At 62.2% G+C, this 16,837-nt stretch carries 19 protein-coding genes; 12 read left to right on the top strand and 7 right to left on the bottom strand.

The window, feature by feature from the left end; all coding sequences use genetic code 11:
• Position 1 precedes the first annotated feature (1 nt).
• Positions 2–211, top strand: a complete 210-nt coding sequence (locus tag J2J98_RS13225; protein WP_207601274.1) for a hypothetical protein — start codon at positions 2–4, stop codon at positions 209–211.
• 36 nt (positions 212–247) lie between these two features.
• Here the strand turns inward: J2J98_RS13225 and J2J98_RS13220 are convergent, their stop codons facing one another.
• Complete coding sequence (locus J2J98_RS13220) at positions 248–1,138, bottom strand: SDR family oxidoreductase (protein WP_207601273.1); 891 nt, start codon at positions 1,136–1,138, stop codon at positions 248–250.
• Between the two features lie 91 nt (positions 1,139–1,229).
• Here J2J98_RS13220 and J2J98_RS13215 point away from each other — a divergent pair, with 91 nt between their 5' ends.
• Entirely contained in the window at positions 1,230–2,054 is an 825-nt protein-coding gene (locus tag J2J98_RS13215; RefSeq protein WP_207601272.1) for a helix-turn-helix transcriptional regulator, read from the top strand.
• A gap of 28 nt (positions 2,055–2,082) precedes the next feature.
• Here J2J98_RS13215 and J2J98_RS13210 read toward each other — a convergent pair whose 3' ends face one another.
• Both J2J98_RS13210 and ftsZ read right to left on the bottom strand, forming a co-directional pair.
• A complete protein-coding gene (locus J2J98_RS13210) occupies positions 2,083–2,496 on the bottom strand; it encodes a hypothetical protein (protein ID WP_207601271.1) in 414 nt (137 codons plus the stop codon).
• 184 nt (positions 2,497–2,680) lie between these two features.
• Positions 2,681–3,703, bottom strand: a complete 1,023-nt coding sequence (ftsZ, locus tag J2J98_RS13205; protein WP_064705398.1) for a cell division protein FtsZ — start codon at positions 3,701–3,703, stop codon at positions 2,681–2,683.
• A 320-nt stretch (positions 3,704–4,023) separates the two neighbouring features.
• Between ftsZ and J2J98_RS13200 the strand changes: the two genes are divergently transcribed.
• Complete coding sequence (locus J2J98_RS13200; RefSeq protein ID WP_138393314.1) at positions 4,024–4,434, top strand: hypothetical protein; 411 nt, start codon at positions 4,024–4,026, stop codon at positions 4,432–4,434.
• A gap of 319 nt (positions 4,435–4,753) precedes the next feature.
• Here J2J98_RS13200 and J2J98_RS13195 read toward each other — a convergent pair whose 3' ends face one another.
• Both J2J98_RS13195 and J2J98_RS13190 read right to left on the bottom strand, forming a co-directional pair.
• Positions 4,754–5,284, bottom strand: a complete 531-nt coding sequence (locus J2J98_RS13195; RefSeq protein ID WP_207601270.1) for a 2'-5' RNA ligase family protein — start codon at positions 5,282–5,284, stop codon at positions 4,754–4,756.
• Positions 5,285–5,504: 220 nt separating this feature from the next.
• Positions 5,505–6,500, bottom strand: coding sequence for an AraC family transcriptional regulator (locus J2J98_RS13190; RefSeq protein WP_207603130.1), 996 nt, complete (start codon positions 6,498–6,500; stop codon positions 5,505–5,507).
• Positions 6,501–6,600: 100 nt separating this feature from the next.
• Between J2J98_RS13190 and J2J98_RS13185 the strand changes: the two genes are divergently transcribed.
• The 4 genes from J2J98_RS13185 to J2J98_RS13170 all read left to right on the top strand — a co-directional run bounded on the left by J2J98_RS13185 (position 6,601) and on the right by J2J98_RS13170 (position 10,204).
• Positions 6,601–6,969, top strand: a complete 369-nt coding sequence (locus tag J2J98_RS13185) for a DsrE family protein (protein ID WP_207601269.1) — start codon at positions 6,601–6,603, stop codon at positions 6,967–6,969.
• Positions 6,970–7,077: 108 nt separating this feature from the next.
• A complete protein-coding gene (gene blh, locus J2J98_RS13180) occupies positions 7,078–8,358 on the top strand; it encodes a bifunctional sulfur transferase/dioxygenase Blh (protein WP_207601268.1) in 1,281 nt (426 codons plus the stop codon).
• Positions 8,359–8,569: 211 nt separating this feature from the next.
• Entirely contained in the window at positions 8,570–9,133 is a 564-nt protein-coding gene (locus J2J98_RS13175) for a hypothetical protein (RefSeq protein WP_207601267.1), read from the top strand.
• Positions 9,134–9,280: 147 nt separating this feature from the next.
• Positions 9,281–10,204 carry an MYG1 family protein gene (locus J2J98_RS13170; RefSeq protein ID WP_138393319.1) on the top strand — a complete coding sequence of 308 codons (924 nt, stop codon included), beginning with the start codon at positions 9,281–9,283 and terminating at the stop codon, positions 10,202–10,204.
• A gap of 183 nt (positions 10,205–10,387) precedes the next feature.
• Here the strand turns inward: J2J98_RS13170 and J2J98_RS30350 are convergent, their stop codons facing one another.
• Both J2J98_RS30350 and J2J98_RS30345 read right to left on the bottom strand, forming a co-directional pair.
• Positions 10,388–10,978: a lactonase family protein gene (locus J2J98_RS30350; RefSeq protein WP_246569371.1), complete on the bottom strand. Its 591-nt coding sequence runs from the start codon at positions 10,976–10,978 to the stop codon at positions 10,388–10,390.
• Positions 10,975–11,277, bottom strand: a complete 303-nt coding sequence (locus tag J2J98_RS30345) for a hypothetical protein (RefSeq protein ID WP_246569370.1) — start codon at positions 11,275–11,277, stop codon at positions 10,975–10,977. Before J2J98_RS30345 ends, J2J98_RS30350 begins: the two co-directional genes overlap by 4 nt.
• Before the next feature lie 578 nt (positions 11,278–11,855).
• On the opposite strand from J2J98_RS30345, the gene J2J98_RS13160 reads away from it, so the two are divergent.
• The 5 genes from J2J98_RS13160 (at position 11,856) to J2J98_RS13140 (ending at position 16,790) form a co-directional block, all read left to right on the top strand.
• Positions 11,856–12,764: a LysR family transcriptional regulator gene (locus J2J98_RS13160; RefSeq protein WP_313904419.1), complete on the top strand. Its 909-nt coding sequence runs from the start codon at positions 11,856–11,858 to the stop codon at positions 12,762–12,764.
• A gap of 157 nt (positions 12,765–12,921) precedes the next feature.
• Complete coding sequence (locus J2J98_RS13155) at positions 12,922–13,311, top strand: c-type cytochrome (protein ID WP_246569368.1); 390 nt, start codon at positions 12,922–12,924, stop codon at positions 13,309–13,311.
• Positions 13,312–13,456: 145 nt separating this feature from the next.
• Positions 13,457–14,275 (top strand): cytochrome c oxidase subunit II, encoded by an 819-nt coding sequence (locus J2J98_RS13150; RefSeq protein WP_138393322.1) that lies wholly within the window; start codon positions 13,457–13,459, stop codon positions 14,273–14,275.
• A 26-nt stretch (positions 14,276–14,301) separates the two neighbouring features.
• Entirely contained in the window at positions 14,302–16,080 is a 1,779-nt protein-coding gene (gene ctaD, locus J2J98_RS13145) for a cytochrome c oxidase subunit I (RefSeq protein ID WP_207601266.1), read from the top strand.
• On the top strand, positions 16,077–16,790 hold the full coding sequence (locus J2J98_RS13140; RefSeq protein ID WP_207601265.1) for a cytochrome c oxidase subunit 3: 714 nt from the start codon (positions 16,077–16,079) through the stop codon (positions 16,788–16,790). Before ctaD ends, J2J98_RS13140 begins: the two co-directional genes overlap by 4 nt.
• The last annotated feature ends 47 nt before the right edge of the window (positions 16,791–16,837 follow it).

Below are 16,837 nucleotides of genomic sequence, written 5' to 3'. Positions count from 1 at the left end.
CATGGCCGATCGGAAAAAGGACGCGGCCGGCCAGTTCGCCAGATCCCAAGCCGACCGGAAAGCGAGCGGCGTGGCGAGCGCAAAGCCGACGGTGATCACCGGCTCCGAGGATGCAACGGTGAACAAGAACCCTCCGGGCAAGAAGAAGCCTGAGAAGGACTGGGACATCAACTACGATCCCGCCGATACGAACGAGGGGCGGATGCGCTGAGCTTTTGGCGCACCGCCTCATTCCGTTCGCCTTAAGTTAACGGCCGAAATAAGCCGGATGGTCGATGTCAGCGAGCAGGCCGGGTTCTGTCGGCTGCCAGCCGAGGAGCGCGCGGGTGTGGGCGTTGGAGGTCGGCACGTCTAAGCCTGCAAACATCCCGAACCAGCCGAAATGTTCAGCTGCCTCTTCCCGTGGCAGCGAGACGGCCGGCACATCAAGCCGCCGGCCGATGAGTTCGGCAATCTCCCGGAATGGGACGCCCTCTTCGGCGACTGCCAGGAAAGGGCCGCCCACGGCGCCGCGTTCAAGCGCCAGGCGGTAGACGCGGGCAGCATCGAGACGGTGCACGGCCGGCCAGCGATTGTCCCCGCCGCCGATATAGGCGGAGACGCCCTTCTGTCGGGCCGTCTCGATCAGGATCGGCACGAAGCCGTGATCGCCATGGCCGTGCACCGAGGGTGGCAGCCGGACGGTGGAAGCGCGTACGCCACGGGCGACAAGAGATACCGCAGTGATTTCGGAGGCGCGGGGATATTTCTGCGTCGTTGGCATCGGCGGGTCCTTTTCGATGCCGATGCGGTCTGGCGCGTGGCCGAGGCCCGCCGTGACGAGCAGCGGGCGGTTGGAGCCCTGAAGTGCTTCGCCGAGAGCCTCGATGGCGCGCCGGTCAACGACGCAATTCTCCGCGAATTTCGAGAAATCATGGTTGAAGGCCGTGTGGACGACACCATCGGCCCCAGCCGCGCCGCGCTTCAGGCCCTCCAGGTCCTCTAGCGTGCCGCGCTGGACCTCTGCACCGGCAGCCGCCAGATCCGCCGCTCCCTTATCCGACCGAGCGAGGCCGAGAACCTGATGGCCAGCCGCAATCAACTCCTTTACGACGGCCGAGCCGACCCAGCCGGTGGCTCCGGTGACGAATACGCGCATGTCGATTTCTCCTAATGTGACGGAGACAGATATCGAGCAAAGTGCTATCATGGTAAAGTAGTGACTTTATCATGGTATAGTGGCTAATAGGATGAGCGAATTTGCCGCCTTCGAGAACCGGCTCGGCGCCTACCTTAGGGACCGCCGTGCCAGGCTTGATCCCGCCGCCCTCGGCTTTGCTGGCGAGCGACGCCGCACACCCGGCCTGCGCCGGGAGGAGGTGGCGAGCCGCGCCAATATCAGTGCGACCTGGTACACCTGGCTGGAGCAAGGCCGCGGCGGCGCGCCGTCCGCCGATGTGCTCGACCGAATTGCGCGGGCGCTGATGCTGACGGATATCGAGCGCGAGCACCTCTTCCTCATCGGTCTCGGCCGCCCGCCTGAGGTGCGCTACCGCGGGCAAGCTGGTGTCACGCCGCGGCTGCAGGGTGTGCTTGACGCGCTTGACCCCAGCCCGGCACTAATCCGCACCGCAATTTGGGACGTGGTCGCCTGGAACCGGGCCGCGACTGTGCTACTCACCGACTACGGCGCACTGCCGCCCGAAGAGCGCAACGTGCTGCGCTTCATCTTCCTCGATCCACGCGTGCGCGCCGCCCAATACGACTGGGAAAGTGTGGCCCGCTTCGTCGTCGCCGCCTTCCGGGTGGATGCGGCACGCGCAGGCGCTGCCGCCGAGGTGGAGCCGCTGGTCGACGAGCTCTGCCGGAAGAGCCCGGAATTCCGGGCCATGTGGCGTGACAACGACGTTCGCACCCACGGCGAGGGCGCCAAACACATCAAGCACCCGGTGCTCGGACCGCTCTCTTTCGAATATTCCGCCTTCCAGGTGGACGGCCGGCCGGATCTCAGCATGGTGGTGTACAATCCGACGACGGCCGAGGATGCGGCGAAGATCCGGGGATTGGTCGGATGAGACAGCCGGTACTGGGCGGCAGACGCCTTTAATTGACTACCTTCACGCTCAATACACCTTCCTCTGTCTTCCCCTCTTCGTAAGGTGAGCGGATGACGAGCCGGTCGCTACCGGTGTAGCCCTTGTCAGCCGTATAATAGCCGACGACGCCGTTAATCTTGACGCTTTCGCATTTCGAAGTTTTTCCGTCGAGCTTGGGGAAGAGCGGTTCATGGACGATTTCGAGACGCCCGTGTTTCGGCTTTTCGACCACATCCATGGCGGGATAGTCGATCTGGCGGCAGTCGTCGGCGATATGCCAGTTCTTGGCCACCAGCGTTCTGACGCCGCTGCGCACCGTGACTGACAGGGACTGCTGCCGGAAGCCCTCGGAGGTTGTCGTGCAGCTCGAAAGGAGAGCCGTTGTTAGGGATAATGCGACTGATATAAACAGGTTTTTCAAATTTCTCTCAATTTCCGCGGAGGCTCTCTTGAGTTTTGACGCGGCATCCTCCGATGCCCCTCATGCTGAGGTGCACAGCCTGAGGGGCGGAGTCTCGAAGTATGCGTCGCAGTATTCTTCTGCATTTTGGGAGCGATGTTTATCCGGCCAGTGTCTGGCAAACCGGCCGGTAAACTGCGGCCGCTTACTGCAGCGTACGCGTCTGGATCGGTTCGGCGGGGGCGTGAGAAGGGGACGCGGAGAGAGAGTTCCCTTCCAGGCCGGTCGCCACCACCGAGACGCGGAATTTGCCGTCGAGGCTGCGGTCGAAAATCGCGCCGACGACGATATCGGCGTCGTCCTGCACTTCGTCGCGAATACGGCTTGCCGCCTCGTCGACTTCGAACAGGGTCATATCCGAGCCGCCGGAGATCGAGATCAGCACGCCCCTGGCGCCCCTCATCGAGATGTCGTCCAGAAGCGGGTTGGCGATTGCCGCCTCCGCCGCCTTCATCGCCCGGCTTTCGCCGGCGGCTTCGCCGGTGCCCATCATGGCACGGCCCATTCCCTGCATGACCGACTTAACGTCGGCGAAATCGAGGTTAATCAGGCCTTCCTTGACGATGAGGTCGGTGATGCAGCCGACGCCGGCAAAGAGCACCCGGTCGGCCGTCATGAAAGCATCGGCGAAGGTGGTTTTCGCATCGGCGATGCGGAAGAGGTTCTGATTGGGAATGACGATAACGGTGTCAGCGGCCTGACGAAGCGCCTCGATGCCAGCTTCCGCCGTCCGCATGCGGCGATTGCCCTCGAAAGTGAAGGGCTTGGTGACGACGCCAACGGTCAGGATGCCGGCCGAGCGTGCGGCGCGCGCAATGACGGGGGCTGCGCCGGTGCCCGTTCCTCCGCCCATTCCGGCGGTGACGAAGCACATGTGCGACCCGGCAAGGTGGTCCATGATCTCGTCGATCGATTCTTCTGCCGCCGCATGACCGACTTCCGGCAGAGAACCGGCTCCCAAGCCCTCCGTCACATTGGCGCCGAGCTGGATGCGGCGCGACGCTTTAGAGGTAGCGAGAACCTGGGCATCGGTATTTGCTGCGACGAATTCGACGCCTGCGAGCTTTTCCGCAATCATATTGTTGATCGCATTGCCGCCGCCGCCGCCGACGCCGACCACAGTGATTTGCGGCCGCAGCCCGGTAATGCCGCTCTTGGCGTCCGTCATCGCACTCTCCTTTGATATGTCGTTTCCGCACGCCCTCGTCGCGGACAGCGAATCGGCGTCGAGCATAGTCGCCCAACAAGGCAGAGGCGAGGCGAAAGAAGCGATGGCGGCCTTAAGCAGCGCGAAGTTCTTGTCAGCTCTTTGTTGGCAAATCCGAGACAGCCGGCAAGCGCATGGCGTTTCCTCTGACCGCAGTGGCGTCCTTTCATGCGAGAGGTCCGGCAGCGTTGCTGATTTCGATCACAAGCTCCAACGGCGTGTGAACCAAAGTCGCGCCGCGGTGTTTACAGGCATGCGTCTTCTCTGAAAGGAACATCCCCATGCAAAGATTTTTGCTATCCGGTCTAGCCCTTGCAGCATCGGCCGCCACCGCATTCGCCCAACAGCCGCCCGCCTCACCACCCGCCTCACCACCCGCCGTGGAGCCGCCCGCAGCGACCGAGCCCGTGTCGCCACCTCCGCCGTCGGCGCCTGATAACGAGGGGAGTATGCGTCGCGGCTCGGATGAGCCGTCCCGAGACCGTCCCGACGACCGGTGGCATGGTTCGAGAGGCGGCATGGGCTTTCATGGTTACCGAGGTCATCGCATGCCGCCGCAGACCAAGGCAGCCCACTTCGAGATCGAGGATGGAGATACCCGGATAGACCTGAAATGCGCGGAGGACGAACCAATGAAGGTTTGCGCCGATCTGTTGCTGCAGGTGATAGATCGCTTGCAGGGCCAGGATTGATTTCACCCATCCGCGCTTGAGGTGAATGCATTGTGACGACGTGATCCTGGGGCGCGGGCTTCGCCCAAGGCTACGGTTCAGCGCGATCTGCTGCTTGACTTATGCCACAGGCGGGGAGCGGTCCTCCAATGGCAAGGTAGAGCTATCTGGCTTCCGGACGAGAACAGGGCAGGCGGGAGATTCTCGGCAGGCATGTTGGTTGCGCAAGCCTTAGATTGGCAGAAGGTGATCATCGATTCCTCCTAGGTCTTAATGCCGGCCGATTTTCAGCATGAGCAGCCCCATGAATGATTGGCGGGGCTTTTTGCTGACTTTGCGATCATTGCGATGCCAGCCCGGTTTGGCTCAGGACCTCCACGGGCGGAAATCGCACACAGTCTGCGGCATCGAAAGTGACCGAGAATTGCATCCGGTTTCGATTTGCCCAGTTGATCGCTGCCTGCGATTTTGCCCTCGGGATTTTGGTGGCGATCGTGCAATGCGGCACCCAGTTGCCGGGCCGATAGTGCGCATGACAATGGGCGGGATCGACTTCCCGGTGAAGTTCCGCATGCAGTTGGAAGAGCTGCTCGTCGTAGTTCGGCCGCGCCCATAAGATAAGCAATTCGTTCTCGAAGTAACCAATGCCCGAAAAACTTGACGTAACGGCAGGACGGACCCGGAAGACACGTTCTGCTGCCTCTGCCAAGCGATCGATGGCAATCTCCTGATAGACGGCGAGGGTGATATGAGGCGGATAATGCAAAGCCCGCATCGAGGCCGCCTCTTCGAATGCTGCGGCTTCATCCCAGAGCTTGAAAACCGATGAGGCGGTGTCGTTAAGACATTTGAGGCTGATCCCGTAAGGCATTTAGAAACGTATCCGGTTCGTTCCTGCCGACGATAATCGGAGGCCATGTGCTATGTCGAGCGGTCGAAAGAATCGATGGCGGCTGCCGCACATTGCCATCGGAAGATGAGCGTGACAGGCTCGGGACGAGGCGTCAATCATGACGGGAACCGGAATGGGAGAGAGATGATCGATTCGACCGCAACCGCACTGACCAGCAGGACTCGGCCGGCCGGGTTGTTCAGCTCCGGACCATCGCCCGCCATGCCGCCGGCGGAGTGGCAAAGGCGCGGGAGAAGGCCCGGTTGAAAGCGGCTTCGGTGGCATAGCCGGCGTCGCAGGCGATGGCCGCAATGGGCCGGGCGGTGGTGGCGAGCGCCGTGCTGGCGAGAGTGAGACGCCAGTCCCTGACATAGCGGATGGGCGAGATGGCGAGGATGGCCTGGAATCGGTCGGCGAGCGCGCTGCGCGAGAGGCCGGCGGCCGCTGCCAATTGTTCCAGGGACCAGTCTCGGCCGGGATCGCCATGGATCAGGGAAAGGCAGCGCGAGAGGGCGGGGTCGGCAAGCGCGGCGAGCCAGCCTGCTGCCTTTGGCGCGGTCATGCTGATCTGGTGGCGCAGGATCTCGATGAAGATGAGCTCCGTCAACCGCGGCAACATCGAGACGCCGCCGGCGCGTGGCCGGTCGACCTCCTCGACCATCTGGCGGATGGTGGCGCGCAGCCAATCGCCGTCATTGGCGACACGGGTTCTCACATGGATGAGCTTCGGCAGCGACTGGCGCAGAGGTCCAAAGCTCAAGCCGTCCCACTGCAGATAGCCGCAGAGCAACCTTACCCCTTGTGCCGCCTCGCCATAACGCAGCACCGGAATTTCACGCCATGGTTTCTCAGGCAGGTCGCGCGTCGGCAACACGAGCATGCCATTTTTGCCCGCGCCGAGTTGATGTCCGGTGCCGAAGGGAAACACCAGCACGTCGCCGGCTTCGAGATCGGTCTCTTCGCCCTCCGTTTTCAGCCAGCAGTTTCCGGCGACGACGATGTGAAAGGGCATGGTGCCGAAGGCCTTGCCCGAGAGGCCCGACAGGGATGGCGCCGCATCGGTCTGCCAGTCGCCCGTCGGCATAAAGCAGAACTGCAGCGCACCGGAAAGGCGGATGGTCGAAAGCAGCGCCGAAAGCACGTCGTCACGTATGACACCCTGAGCAGCTGGATTTTCGGGCAAGGCTTCAAGCATTCCGGCCAAATACGCGCCCCGCGCATCCTCCTATCATGATCTTGTTCAGGCCAAGCGGACAGCTTCGCTGAGATGGAACGTCAGCTCACAGGAGAATACTATGCAAACGCCAAGCGACAAACTGGTCGTACTCGTCACCAAGGGCATCGATTCCGAACTATCCTCCGTCGCCTTTACCATTGCCAATGGCGGCATCACCGCCGGACTGAGGGTTTCGGTGTTCCTCACGAGCGCTGCCATTGACCTGGTGCGGAAGGGCGGCCAGCGGATGACGCATGTGCCGCCGCTCGACCCGCTGTCAAGTCTGATCGAGAATTTCCAGCAGCGCGGCGGCACGATTTGGGCCTGCCCACCCTGCGTGACCTCCCGCGGTTACGCGCAGGAAGATCTGCTCGACGGCGTCGTCATCGTTGGCGCCAGCGCCATGCATGCGGAGATCAAGCAAGGGGCGGCGACGCTGTCGTTTTGAAGAGCCAGGCGCGAGAGCAGAATCGTCTATTCTTGCGCTCGGCAATATACTTGTGAGATTGTACCGCTATACATGCGATACCGCTGCATGGGCGGCGCGGAGGCTTCGATGATGCCCGTAAGGGTCAATGAGCGGATATCGGTGGCGGGACAGCCAGATTCAGCCGATTTTGCCGATTTTGCCAAGCAGGGCTTCGCAGCGGTCATTAATGCCAGGCCAGATGGCGAGGAGCCGGGCCAGCCAGGCAATGCGGCGGAAAAGATTTCCGCCGCCGCCGCGGGGCTCTCCTACAGTTTCGTGCCGGTGAACGGGAACGAGATTACGGAGGCCGACATCCGCGGCTTTCAGTCGGCGATGGCTGAGGCTAAGGGGCCGGTCGTTGCCCATTGCAAGAGCGGTACGCGGGCATTGACGCTCTATGTGCTGGGCGAGGTGCTCGAAGGGCGGATGAAGGCGGCGGATGTCCAGACCTTCGGCGAGAGCCTCGGCTTCGATCTTGCCGGCGCCCGCCGCTGGCTGGAAAAGGCGGCGAGCCCACGGCCTCAGGTGAAGGCCTTCTTCGAGCCCCGCACCTGCAGCGTGCAATATGTCGTCACCGATCCGGCGACGAAACGCTGTGCGATCATCGATCCCGTGCTCGACTTCGACGAGATGTCGGGCGCGACGGGAACGATGAACGCCGATGCCATGCTTGCCTACATCGAGGGCGAGCGGATGACTGTGGAGTGGATCCTCGACACGCATCCGCATGCCGATCACTTCTCCGCCGCCCATTATCTGAAGGAAAAGACGGGCGCGCCAACTGCGATCGGCGTCCATGTCAACGATGTGCAGAGGCTTTGGAAAGAGATCTATAACTGGCCAACGCTTGCAACCGACGGATCGCAATGGGACCGGCTCTTTGCCGATGGCGACACTTTCGAAATCGGCGATCTTACCGGCCATGTGATGTTTTCGCCCGGCCATACGCTGGCATCGGTGACCTATGTGATCGGCGATGCTGCCTTCGTCCATGATACGATTTTCACGCCGGACTCGGGGACGGCGCGAACGGATTTTCCCGGCGGCAGTGCGACCGCCCTCTGGCACTCGATCCAGGCGATCCTGTCGCTGCCCGAGGAGACCCGGCTCTTTTCCGGCCACGATTACCAGCCGGGCGGCCGTCACCCGCGCTGGGAAAGCACGGTCGCAGCGCAAGAGCGCGCTAATGCGCATATTGCAGGCATAGACGAGGCAGGTTTCGTCGCACTGCGTCAGGCGCGCGACCGCACACTGCCCAAGCCGAAGCTGATGCTGCATGCGCTGCAGGTCAATATCCGCGGCGGCCGGCTGCCGGAACCAGAGGAGAACGGCCGCCGGTATCTGAAGATCCCGCTGGATGCCTTATGATGGAGGCGACGAGGAGGCGAGGCCGTCATGAACTGGCTGGCCTTTTTCCCGGACTGGCCTATGATTTCCTATTGCATCATGCTTTCCGAAAATCGGAATCGGTGTTCGGAAAGCATGATGCGCAGTTTCAAGGTGCTACAGCGTCCTTTGCGCGTCCGACAGGACGCGTTGCGCTGTAAGGTGTGCGCGCCCGGTCGAACGGAGTTTTGAAATGCTCGAACGAAATCAGCTTCCTTTGCGCCCGGTTGCTCCCGGTTTCGCCGCCGCCTGGGTCACGGTCATTGCTGGCGCCAGCGTCGCTCTCAGCCTGCTTTTCGCCTGCATCACGCCTTTCGTTGCCCTGGCGGCAGTCTCGGCGGTCGCTCTTCCCAGGCAGATGGCGATAACGGCGGTGCTGCTTGCCTGGCTTGCCAACCAGGCGGTCGGATATCTCATGCTCGGCTATCCCCAGACCTTCGACAGCTTTGCCTGGGGGCTGACGATCGGTATCGCGACATTTGCGTCTCTCGCCGCATCACTTGGCGTGCTCCGCCTCGATACCGGCCCAGCCGTTACCATGGCTGGCGCTTTTACCGCCGGGTTCATTGCGTATGAAGGTGTGCTCTTTGCCGCGGCGGTAGTGCTTCCGTCAGGCGACGGCGCGTTCTCGGCAGCAGTTGTCGCCGAGGTTCTTTTGATCAACGCCCTGGCCGTGATCGGACTGATCTGCCTGCATATGGGCGCAGCGTCGAGCCGCGCGCTTGTCACAGCACAACCGGGACCGGCGCTGCCTTAAGCCCTTGCCTTGATAAATGTCTTCTCAAGGCTGCCGGCGCGCCTCTCGGCCCAGCAGGCGAAAGCGGGGTTGAGGTAGCGACCGGCAACCGCTATCTCGTTCCGACCCGCAAGCGGATCCTCACAAACCACAAGGCGCATAGCTTCCATGAGTCCCGATTTCCTCGTCACCCATTCCGGTGGTTTCCATGCCGACGAATTGCTGTCGAGCGTCATCCTGACGCGGCTTTTCCCGCAGGCGCGTCTGATCCGCAGCCGGGCGCCGGAATGGATCACGCCAGCTCCGGACCGGATCATCTATGATGTCGGCGGAGCCTACAATTCTGCTACAGGCGTATTCGATCATCACCAGCGCGGCGCGCCGCTGCGCGACGATGGCCAGCCCTATAGCTCGTTCGGTCTGATCTGGAAGCATTACGGCCGTCAATATCTCGCAGCCTCCGGTCTTCCCGAAGATCATGTCGAGGCCCTCCACGCCTCTTTCGACACCGGTTTCGTGCTGCCGATCGACCTGACCGACAATGGCGCGCTCAGCCCCTCGGGTCCTTTGGCGGGCTTGACGCTGCCGGCGCTGCTCGAGACCCTGAAACCGGTGTTCGATGAGACGGAGCCCGAGGCTGACGATCGCGCCTTTCTCTCGGCGCTGGGCATTGCCCGCAGTTTCGTCGAGGCGGGGATCGCGCAGAGCGCCGCAAAACTGCGGGCCGAGGCGATCGTTTATCGGGCGATCGAGGCTGCGGGACAGGGGCGTGTTCTGGAATTGCCGAGGGGAATGCCTTTCCGACCCGCCATCGTCAAGGCCGGTGCCGATCATCTGCTGTTCGTCGTCCACCCCCGCGAAAAGGATTGGTGCGTAACCGGCATTCGACGCGGCGACGAGGGGTTCGAGCTGCGGGCCGACCTGCCGGCGGCCTGGGCCGGACTTGCGAATGGTGAGCTGGAAGCGGCCTGCGGCATAAAGGGCGCAAGCTTTTGCCATAATGGCCGCTTCATCGCCGCCGCCAAGACCCGGGAGGCGGCCCTTGCCATGGCCGAATTGGCGGTAAAGGAGGCGCTTTCCGTCGAGGTGTAGTTCAAATGGCAGCAGCTGAGGGCGCTTCATCCCGCGGGAGCGTTCCTTCATCGTCGCTGTCGCAAGATTTGGTGACGGAAAGCGATCGCTTTGCCTGATGTTTGCGACAGCTCGGGATAGGCGACTTCGCGGCTGCTAGGAATAGCGCATCCGGAATGTCACCGACGTTGAACTTCAGACATCCTATGGTGCGAGATCGACATGATGTGCGCCGTGCGGCAGCGGCACGCGGCCGAGCCGGCTGAGCGTCGGCCGGTCGCCTTTTTCAACGCGGAAGACCTCGAGCCCCGGGCCGGCCTCAGGCAGGGATCCATCATGGCCCTGAAAAACAGTGACAAGGAAATGGTCTCCTGTTCGATCGAAGGCACCGCCCTCCGGCAGGACTCCCTCGAAGGAATAGTCTGCGCGCTTGGAGATGGCACCGGTTGCCGGGTCGAAGCTCAGAAGCGTGACGCTGGCGTTGCGGTGGAAGCGGGCCGAGCCGGGCGGGAAGGCGGTGCCGCGCATATTGACGGTAGCGACGAGCCGGCCATCCGGGCTGATGGCTATACCCTCGGAGGAGAAGTCAGTCTCAGCGGCGCCGACAAGATTGTGGCGTGCCGGTCGATGCGATTCCGCGGGATTGGCGAGCTTGATGACGCTGATCGTCGACGGTGTCTGCGGAATGCGGCCCTCCAGGTTCGTCGCAGCGAAGTTCCGGCCCCAGTTCGCGGTTAGATAATGGCGCCCGTCCGGCGTGAAGCGCCCGACGAAGGGATCTGCGCCGACCTTCACGACATTCCCCAGGGACGCAGCATGGGCGCGTCGTCGGCGCCGATGACCTCGAAGAAGGCGACACGGCTTTGGGTATTGATGTTGACCGCCAGGAAGTGGCCTGAAGGATGCCAGTGGACGTTGGTCGCGGTCACGCCACCGCGCGGGGCCGGTGCGGATCCCGTCACCCCCAGGTCGGCGAGGTCGAAACGAGCGAGGTGGCCGAAGCGACCGTTTCGATAGGCCACGATCTGGACGAAGCTCGCCTCCGGCGTGTTAGAGACGACGGCGATGCTCTCTCCGTCAGGGCTGATCGACAAAGCCTCGGGAAAGGCTTCAATCTCGATCGTGGCGGAGAGACGTGGGGCGCTGTCCGAAAGATCGACCGCGAAAAGCCGCCGGCCCGGCGGCAGGTCGCCGATCCTTTTACCACCCTCCGGACGCTCCCCAGCCTTTCCGTGACGAAAGCAGTTCTCCCGTCTTTGGTGAGTGCCAGGATTTCTGGCGCCGAGGTCACCGAATTGGAGATCGGTATCGAGCGAGTGACGATCTTGTTCTCAGCTTGCGACATGATAGTCAGCAGGTCGCGATAGCCTGCTTCTCGCGGTGCAAGCTCAGCGGTGCCATAGGTTTGGGCAAGGAAATCGCCGTCGGAGATGACGGCGATCCGACTTGCAGAAACACGGCCGAGAATCTCAGAAGCTGCTTTTGCGCCCCCGGCCGCTTGCGTGCTATCGGGCGCGGCAAGGCTAAAGGCGATGGCGAACGTCGCAGCGGCGAGGATTGGTCCGTTCATAACACTGCTCCCTTGTTGGCGGTCCTTAAAAATGCCGCCGATGCTGATAATTCTCCAATTGGAATTAAGCCGCCTGTGATAGGCGTTTTGCATTAGGAGGGTATCCTGGATATTCGTACGCTCGCCTGTTTCGTGGCCGTTGCCGAAGACCTGCATTTTCGCCGCGCCGCGGAACGGATGAACCTGACACAGCCGGCGCTCAGCCAGCGGATACGGGCGCTGGAAGGCGAGGTCGGAGCCGATCTTTTCGAGCGTGACAGGCGCGGGGTAGCGCTGACGCCGGCGGGCGCGGCCTTCCTCGGCCCAGCCCGCGAAGCGGTGCGGCACGCCAGCATGGCGAAGGCCGAAGCGCTGCGGGCGGTGCGCGGCGAGGTCGGGCGCTTGCGGCTAGGCTTTACGCCGATCGCCTTTTACGGCGTTCTGCCGGAAGCGGTGCAGGCGTTTCGTATCCGTCATCCGCAAGTCGAGGTCGATCTCATCGAGATGAGTTCGCCCAAAGTGGAAGCCGCGCTTGCGTCGGGTGACATCGACCTCGGCGTGCTGCATCCGCCGGTTTCGCGGGATCTCATTCTTTACGCCCTGCCGGACGAGCCGTTCGTTCTGGCGCTTCCGGCGACGCACCGGCTAGCGGAGCAGGCGGTCATCCGCGTCGCCGATCTTGCTCACGAGCCGCTATTGATTGCACCGCGGAGTATCGGCCCCGGTATTTACGACCGGGTGATTGCCCTCTTCACTGCCGAGGGGATCAGTCCCCGGATTGTCCAAGAGGTGACGCCTATGACCACATTGGTTGGACTCGTCGCGGCCGGAACCGGTCTGGGCTTCGTCACCTCCAGCATCGGGAGGGCGACCCGACCGGGTGTTGCCTATCGCCCTGTCCTCCCGCCGCCGCCATCCCTGCCGATCGCGGCGGCGTGGCACCCGCCTACATTGTCAGCCAGCGGCGAGCGCTTCCTGGAAGTCGTGAGGGTATTGGTCGAGCAGGGCGAATTTGCCAGAGCGGCGTCATGAACGGCGGCGCGAGGTGATGAGTAGTCCCGCGCAAACGCGGAAGCGATTGACTTGCAGCCGCGAAGGACTAACTTTATCCCATAGCAACCACCACCCCCGCGCGAATGATCGTGGAGGGTGAGAGTGGCTGGCGACCTTGAGGAGGATGAGGTTTGCCGTGGACTACCGTGTTGTTTTGCTGATCGCCACATCCGTCATTGCCCTTTTTCCTGCAGGCGCCGGGGCGCAGGAAGGAGATGCGACGGCCGGCGCCACCGTTTTCAAGAAGTGCGCGACTTGTCATGTCGTCGATTCCGATACGAACAAGGTCGGTCCGTCGCTGAAAGGGCTGTTCGGCCGCAAGGCCGGAACGCATCCGGGTTTTGCCTATTCGAGCGGTATGAAGGCGGCCGGCGAGGGTGGCCTCGTCTGGGACGAGGCGACGCTGCGTGACTACCTGCACAATCCGAAAGCAAAGGTGAAGGGGACGAAGATGGCCTTCGTCGGAGTGAAGGATGATCAGGAAATCACCAATCTCGTCGCCTACCTCAAGCAATATTCCCAATGAGAAGCAATACTCCAAATGACGGGGTGCGGCCGTTTGGCGATGCCTAAATCGCCGTAATTGCCGATATTTTCTATCTGTGCGATAATAAACACGGACTTTTTACGGAATGCGGTTTCACGGTCAACCTGCTCGAGGAGGAGCGGAAATGGCTGTCGTGCTGATCCTCGTCCTGATTGTCGTCGGCTCCGTGCTGTTCCATGTGCTGAGCCCTTGGTGGTGGACGCCGATCGCGTCCAACTGGACCTATATCGACAGCACCCTCGTCATCACCTTCTGGATCACCGGCATCGTCTTCGTGGCGGTGATTTCCTTCATGGCCTATTGCGTCTACCGCTTCCGCCACAAGCCGGGCAATCGGGCGCATTACGAGCCCGAGAACCGCAGGCTGGAGGTCATGCTCGCCTCGGGAACGGCGGTTGGCGTGGCAGCCATGCTGGCCCCCGGCCTCATCGTGTGGAACCAGTTCATATCCGTGCCGGCCGATGCCGCATCGATCGAAGTCGTCAGCCAGCAATGGCTGTGGAGCTTCCGCCTGCCTGGTGCGGACGGAAAGCTCGGTCGCGCCGAAACGCGCGACGTCACCCCGGAAAATCCGCTCGGCCTCGACAAGAACGATGCAAGCGGCCTCGACGATATCATCGTCGAAGGGGGCGAACTGCATCTGCCCGTGGGCAAACCGGTGCATATCCTGCTGCGCTCGGTTGATGTGCTTCATGATTTCTACGTGCCGGAATTCCGCGCCAAGATGGACATGATCCCGGGCATGGTGACCTATTTCTGGCTGACGCCGACGCGAACGGGCACTTTCGAGATCCTCTGTGCCGAACTTTGCGGCGTCGGCCACTCGCAGATGCGGGGCACCGTCGTGGTCGACAACGACGCGGACTATCAGACCTGGCTCGGGCAGCAGCAGACATTCACCCAGCTGACGGCGTCATCGGGAGAGCCGCCGCCGGCAAACTGAACCGGCGGGGAAAGGGAGGAGATATCATGGTCGAGATTCCGTCCGGCGGCGCAGATGTCATCCCGCCCGCTGAAGTCGAGGATGTCGAGCTTTATCATCCGCATAGCTGGTGGACGAAATATGTATTCAGCCAGGATGCCAAGATCATCGCCGTGCAATATTCGGTGACCGCCATCTCGATCGGTCTGGTGGCGCTGGTGCTCTCCTGGCTGATGCGGATTCAGCTCGCCTTTCCCGGCTATTTCACCTTCCTCGATGCCGATCACTATTATCAGTTCATCACCATGCACGGCATGATCATGGTGATCTACCTGCTGACTGCGCTCTTCCTCGGCGGCTTCGGCAACTACCTCATTCCGCTGATGGTCGGCGCGCGCGACATGGTGTTCCCTTACGCCAACATGCTGAGCTACTGGATCTATCTGCTGGCCGTTCTGATCCTCGCCGCCGGTTTTTTTGCGCCCGGCGGCCCGACGGGGGCCGGCTGGACGCTTTATCCGCCACAGGCGGTTCTGTCAGGCACGCCAGGAGGCAAGGACTGGGGCATCCTGCTCATGCTCACTTCGCTGATCGTCTTCATCATCGGCTTCACCATGGGCGGGCTGAACTATGTGGTAACAGTGCTGCAGGGACGCGCGCGGGGCATGACGCTGATGCGCATGCCGCTTACCGTCTGGGGCATCTTCACCGCGACCGTCATGGCGCTGCTCGCCTTTCCCGCGCTCTTCGTCGCCTGCGTCATGATGATGTTCGACCGCCTGCTCGGCACCAGCTTCTTCATGCCCGCCATCGTCGAAATGGGCGAGCAGCTGAAACACGGCGGCGGCAGCCCGATCCTGTTCCAGCACCTGTTCTGGTTCTTCGGGCATCCGGAAGTCTATATCGTCGCGCTGCCGGCCTTCGGCATCGTTTCCGACCTGATCAGCACCCATGCGCGCAAGAACATCTTCGGCTACCGCATGATGGTCTGGGCGATCGTCATCATCGGGGCGCTCAGCTTCATCGTCTGGGCGCACCACATGTATGTCAGCGGCATGAACCCGGCCTTCGGCTTCTTCTTCGCCACCACGACGCTGATCATCGCCGTCCCGACGGCGATCAAGGTCTATAACTGGGTGCTGACGCTCTGGCGCGGCGACATCCATCTGACGCTCCCGATGCTTTTCGCGCTCGCCTTCATCGTCACTTTCGTCAATGGCGGGCTGACCGGCCTGTTCCTCGGCAACGTCGTCGTCGACGTGCCGCTGTCGGATACGATGTTCGTCGTCGCACATTTCCACATGGTCATGGGCGTTGCGCCGATCCTCGTCATCTTCGGGGCGATATATCACTGGTATCCGAAGGTCACGGGGCGCATGCTGAACGAGGCGCTTGGCCAGATCCATTTTTGGGTCACGTTCCTCGGCACCTACGCGATCTTCTTTCCGATGCATTATCTCGGCCTGCTCGGTGTGCCGCGCCGTTACTTCGAGCTCGGAGAGATGGCCTTCGTTCCGCCGTCGGCCCATACGCTGAACGTCTTCATCACAGTCATGGCGCTCGTCGTCGGGGCGGCGCAGATCGTCTTCCTGTTCAATCTGGTCTGGAGCCTTTCGCGGGGCAGGGAAGCGGGCGGCAATCCATGGCGGGCAACGACGCTCGAATGGCAGACGCCGCAGACGCCGCCCGCGCACGGAAACTGGGGCAAGGAGCTGCCGGTGGTCTATCGCTGGGCCTATGATTACAGCGTGCCTGGCGCTGCCGAGGATTTCATTCCGCAGACAGAGCCGGCGGGCGGGAGCGTAACCCGGGAGAGCCCGGCATGAACGTCACGCTGATCTTCCTCGCGGCAATCATCGCCATCATCCTCTGGTGGCTTGCCGGACAGCGGCTGACCTCGAAGCCCTGGCTCGAAACCGGTTCGGTGCATCTGCCGGCTCATGACGGCGCCGATCGGCCGCCGGTGCCGGCGGTCAAGGTCGGACTGTTCGTGTTTCTCGGAGTCGTCGGGGCTCTCTTCAGTCTTGCCGTCAGCGCCTATTTCATGCGCATGGCATCGGCCGACTGGTGGGGGATGCCGGTTCCGCGCCTCCTCTGGGTGAACACTGCGGCCCTGATCTTAAGCAGCGCGGCGCTGGAATGGGCGAAAGGCGAAGCGCGGCATGGCCGCATGGACCGTCTGCGGCCGGCGCTTGCCATGGCAATGGCCCTTGCCGTCTTCTTTCTCGTCGGACAGATCCAAGCCTGGCGGGAGCTCGTGGCGGCCGGCTACGTGCTTGCCGACAATCCTGCCAACAGCTTCTTCTATATGCTGACCGGCATGCACGGCCTGCATATTCTCGGCGGACTTGCCGTGCTTGCCTACACGACCGTGAAGGCATTCGCCAGCGAAGCTTCGACGGACAGGCTCAGCCTCCGCGTCGATCTATCGGCCGTCTATTCGCATTTCATGCTTGCCGTCTGGCTCCTGCTCTTTGCGCTCTTTGCAGGGTGGGCGAACGATTTCGTCGATCTCTGCCGCACGTTGCTGAGCTAGCGCAATTCCAGCAAAAGTGTGCAGCGGTTTTGCGTCCGGAATTGCGT

Source organism: Rhizobium bangladeshense, from assembly GCF_017357245.1.
Classification (GTDB): Bacteria; Pseudomonadota; Alphaproteobacteria; order Rhizobiales; family Rhizobiaceae; genus Rhizobium; species Rhizobium bangladeshense.
The sequence above is the reverse complement of the archived record's forward strand: the minus strand, read 5'-3'. Positions and strand labels throughout refer to the sequence as shown.

Coding starts and splice junctions, on each gene's coding strand:
- blh (WP_207601268.1), top strand. CDS start 7,078: ATGATGCCCGTAAGGGTCAATGAGCGGATATCGGTGGCGGGACAGCCA.
- J2J98_RS13225 (WP_207601274.1), top strand. CDS start 2: ATGGCCGATCGGAAAAAGGACGCGGCCGGCCAGTTCGCCAGATCCCAA.
- J2J98_RS13220 (WP_207601273.1), bottom strand. CDS start 1,138: ATGCGCGTATTCGTCACCGGAGCCACCGGCTGGGTCGGCTCGGCCGTC.
- J2J98_RS13190 (WP_207603130.1), bottom strand. CDS start 6,500: ATGCTTGAAGCCTTGCCCGAAAATCCAGCTGCTCAGGGTGTCATACGT.
- J2J98_RS13170 (WP_138393319.1), top strand. CDS start 9,281: ATGAGTCCCGATTTCCTCGTCACCCATTCCGGTGGTTTCCATGCCGAC.
- J2J98_RS13150 (WP_138393322.1), top strand. CDS start 13,457: ATGGCTGTCGTGCTGATCCTCGTCCTGATTGTCGTCGGCTCCGTGCTG.
- ctaD (WP_207601266.1), top strand. CDS start 14,302: ATGGTCGAGATTCCGTCCGGCGGCGCAGATGTCATCCCGCCCGCTGAA.
- J2J98_RS13185 (WP_207601269.1), top strand. CDS start 6,601: ATGCAAACGCCAAGCGACAAACTGGTCGTACTCGTCACCAAGGGCATC.
- J2J98_RS13175 (WP_207601267.1), top strand. CDS start 8,570: ATGCTCGAACGAAATCAGCTTCCTTTGCGCCCGGTTGCTCCCGGTTTC.
- J2J98_RS13195 (WP_207601270.1), bottom strand. CDS start 5,284: ATGCCTTACGGGATCAGCCTCAAATGTCTTAACGACACCGCCTCATCG.
- J2J98_RS13140 (WP_207601265.1), top strand. CDS start 16,077: ATGAACGTCACGCTGATCTTCCTCGCGGCAATCATCGCCATCATCCTC.
- ftsZ (WP_064705398.1), bottom strand. CDS start 3,703: ATGACGGACGCCAAGAGCGGCATTACCGGGCTGCGGCCGCAAATCACT.
- J2J98_RS13215 (WP_207601272.1), top strand. CDS start 1,230: ATGAGCGAATTTGCCGCCTTCGAGAACCGGCTCGGCGCCTACCTTAGG.
- J2J98_RS13200 (WP_138393314.1), top strand. CDS start 4,024: ATGCAAAGATTTTTGCTATCCGGTCTAGCCCTTGCAGCATCGGCCGCC.